Here is a 3,103-nt window from a genome sequence, read left to right on the forward strand (position 1 = left end):
CATAGGTATCTACACATTTATCGTGATACCTGTTATTACTTTGCAGAATGATTTCAACCTATCTGTTGGCGGGATTGACTCTCGCCTTACCCGCCGATATCAGACGCTGGTTAAACAGCATATGACGCCCGCGGCTCTTCTTGCTTCTGCGGTTAAAGACCTCGCAAGTGCTCAAAAATCAACTTTCGCAACTACCCAAGCTGTCTGGCGTTTTCTGAATAATAAGCGAATTAGCTTCAGTCAACTCAATGAGCCAATTATTTCGCTAGCACTTGAGCAAATTTCGCTTAGCCCGCATCCATACGCTCTCGTTGTTCATGATTGGTCACGTTTACAATTTCTTTACCATCATGCCAAATACGGACGCTTAAAAATGACGCACGGTGGCGATGTTGGATATGAACTTCAAAGCAGCTTGCTGGTTGATGCTGGCACGGGTTTGCCAATAGCGCCTCTATCTCAGACACTTACCGATGCAACCGGTTGTCATTCAACGTTGGCGGAAGGACTGTCCGAACGGCAGACACATATGGACGCCTTGACGACCGATATTGCCCGTGTGGAATCGCTTAATATAGGTAAAAAGCTGATTCATATAATTGATAGAGAGGGTGACTCTATTGGACATATGCGGACGTTGAGTACTCAAGGAATATGCTGGCTTATCCGAGGAAAAGAAGGACATGGTGCAGAGTGGCAAGGTAATTCATTGAAAATTGGTGAGATTGCTGCTCTTCTGCCATACAACGGATGCGGACAGGTAGACTGGAAAGGGAAAAAAGCTGATATGGAAATCAGTGAAACCTCGATAGTCATAACCCGAGCTGCGCAGCAGAAGCGTAAAGATAAAGAAACCGGCCGCCGCATAAAAATCCAACCTGGAGAGCCTCTGACGGTCAGATTGGTTGTTGTTCGGCTTACGGATGATCTCGGTAATGTGGTGGGACGCTGGACGCTGCTTACAAACGTTTGCAGCGAGATCACCTGCGAGGAAGTAGCTCGTTGGTATTACTGGCGCTGGAATATTGAATCATTTTTTAAGTTGCTGAAAGGTGCCGGACATGACGTAGAAACATGGCTTCAGCGCAGCGCGCCAGCCGTACTACGCAGGTTGTTAATAGCCAGTATGGCTGCTGTTCTGGTATGGCGGCTGCAACGCGCTGAAGGAGAAGAAAATGCGGCAGCCCGCCAGCTGATATGTCGCTTGTCAGGACGACAGCAAAAGCGAGGCCGCAGAGAGAGCGCTCCTGCTCTGCTCGCTGGCCTATCCATCTTGTTGAATACACTAAAATTATTATCGGAATATAGTCTGGAAGAACTTACTCATTTAGCGAGAGTTGCTCTTAAGCCTCCTCCCTGATGTGTAGATACCTATGGCTTAAGGGGGCATCATGCTTAACATCGTATTATATGAACCGGAAATTCCGCCCAATACCGGCAATATCATCCGCCTGTGCGCGAACACCGGTTTTCACCTTCATCTTATACAACCGCTGGGATTCACCTGGGATGACAAGCGGCTGCGCCGCGCGGGGCTGGATTATCATGAATTCGCCGCGATCCGCCATCACCACGACTATGCCGCTTTTCTGGCGCAGGAGCAGCCGGCGCGGCTGTTTGCCCTGACCACCAAGGGCCAGCCGGCGCACAGCGCGGTGCGCTACCAGGCCGGGGACTATTTGCTGTTTGGGCCGGAAACCCGCGGGCTGCCGTCGTCAATTCTCGACGCGCTGCCCATGACGCAGAAAATCCGCATCCCGATGCAGCCGGACAGCCGCAGCATGAACCTGTCCAATGCGGTGTCGGTGGTGGTGTATGAAGCCTGGCGCCAGCTGGATTACGTCGGCGCACGAGACTAGCCGTCCTCAGATACCATCGCCGAATTCAAAACCGGGACTGCTAAAAGACTGATCCATCTCTTCCGACGGCCGGTCACTTTCCGGTTTCCCCACCACCCGCGCCGGTACGCCAGCGGCGGTGGTATGGGCCGGTACCGAGCGCAAGACGACGGAACCGGCGCCGATTTTCGCCCCTCTGCCCACCTCGATATTGCCGAGAATGGTAGCGCCGGCGCCGATCATCACCCCTTCGCGGATCTTGGGATGCCGGTCGCCGCTGGTCTTGCCGGTGCCGCCGAGCGTGACGGACTGCAGGATGGAAACGTCATCTTCCACCACCGCGGTTTCGCCAATCACGATACCCGTAGCGTGGTCGAGCATGATACCGCAGCCGATGCGCGCCGCCGGGTGAATGTCCACGCCGAAGGAGACGGAAATTTCATTCTGGAGATAAATCGCCAGCGCCTGGCGATTCTGATACCACAACCAATGGCCAATCCGGTATGCCTGCAGAGCGTGGAACCCCTTGAGATACAGCAGCGGAGTAGAGTATTTATCCACCGCCGGATCGCGCAGTCGCACCGCGTGAATATCACGCGCGGCGGAGAAAATCATGCCCGGATCGGCGCTGTAAGCCTCCTCCACCACTTCACGGATGGCGATAGCAGGCATAATGGGATTGCTGAGTTTATTGGCCAGCATATAGCTCAATGCGCTGCCCAGGTTTTCGTGCTTGAGCAGGGTTGCATGGAAAAAACTGGCCAGCATGAGTTCACAATCGGCCAGCAAGCGCGCTTCAGCTTTGATGTTGTTCCATACAAGTTCCAATTCTTCAGTCGACATACCGCCCGCCTTTTGCTTTGTTGCTGGGTGACCGGCCTCAGCCGCCGGCCCTCTCATCTTTCTGCGCGCGGCCAAGCAGCGTCAGCGCCGCCTGATGCGCGTTCTTGTGCTGGTAAAGCACCTGATAAATCTGCTCGGTGATAGGCATCTCCACCCCGTAGCGGCATAGGTATCTACACATTTATCGTGATACCTGTTATTACTTTGCAGAATGATTTCAACCTATCTGTTGGCGGGATTGACTCTCGCCTTACCCACCGATATCAGACGCTGGTTAAACAGCATATGACGCCCGTGAATCACCCCGGATAAATTAGAGTCTATACTTTAAAAGTGGAGGTCTCTATGACAACGACCAAACGTTACTCTCCGGAAGTCCGTGAACGGGCAGTTAATCTAGTGCTGGAAACTCAGCATGAGCA

General features: G+C 53.0%; 4 protein-coding genes and 1 pseudogene. 3 read left to right on the forward strand and 2 right to left on the reverse strand.

Translation table 11 applies throughout. The annotated features are described in order from the left end of the window. Together CINSTRO3249_RS14400 and trmL are read left to right on the forward strand one after the other, a co-directional pair. On the forward strand, positions 1 to 1,360 hold a 1,360-nt coding region (locus CINSTRO3249_RS14400; protein WP_254304262.1), incomplete at its 5' end, for a flagellar biosynthesis protein FlhF. Positions 1,361 to 1,391: 31 nt separating this feature from the next. After that, on the forward strand, positions 1,392 to 1,859 hold the full coding sequence (trmL, locus tag CINSTRO3249_RS14405) for a tRNA (uridine(34)/cytosine(34)/5-carboxymethylaminomethyluridine(34)-2'-O)-methyltransferase TrmL (RefSeq protein ID WP_074013760.1): 468 nt from the start codon (positions 1,392 to 1,394) through the stop codon (positions 1,857 to 1,859). Between the two features lie 6 nt (positions 1,860 to 1,865). On the opposite strand, the gene cysE is transcribed toward trmL, so the two are convergent. Beyond that, positions 1,866 to 2,681 (reverse strand): serine O-acetyltransferase, encoded by an 816-nt coding sequence (cysE, locus tag CINSTRO3249_RS14410; protein WP_074013761.1) that lies wholly within the window; start codon positions 2,679 to 2,681, stop codon positions 1,866 to 1,868. A 37-nt stretch (positions 2,682 to 2,718) separates the two neighbouring features. Next, positions 2,719 to 2,844, reverse strand: a pseudogene (locus CINSTRO3249_RS16875) (glycerol-3-phosphate dehydrogenase); the annotation flags it as partial. A 23-nt stretch (positions 2,845 to 2,867) separates the two neighbouring features. On the opposite strand from CINSTRO3249_RS16875, the gene CINSTRO3249_RS17910 reads away from it, so the two are divergent. Further along, the gene (locus CINSTRO3249_RS17910; RefSeq protein ID WP_256381677.1) at positions 2,868 to 2,993 is read left to right on the forward strand and encodes a hypothetical protein; all 126 of its coding nucleotides are present in this window, start codon (positions 2,868 to 2,870) and stop codon (positions 2,991 to 2,993) included. The last annotated feature ends 110 nt before the right edge of the window (positions 2,994 to 3,103 follow it).

This window comes from Candidatus Sodalis sp. SoCistrobi (genome assembly GCF_900143145.1).
Classification (GTDB): Bacteria; Pseudomonadota; Gammaproteobacteria; order Enterobacterales; family Enterobacteriaceae; genus SoCistrobi.

What these genes read in the sequence shown, in the direction of transcription:
- cysE (WP_074013761.1), bottom strand. Translation starts at nt 2,681, where the DNA reads ATGTCGACTGAAGAATTGGAACTTGTATGGAACAACATCAAAGCTGAA.
- trmL (WP_074013760.1), top strand. Translation starts at nt 1,392, where the DNA reads ATGCTTAACATCGTATTATATGAACCGGAAATTCCGCCCAATACCGGC.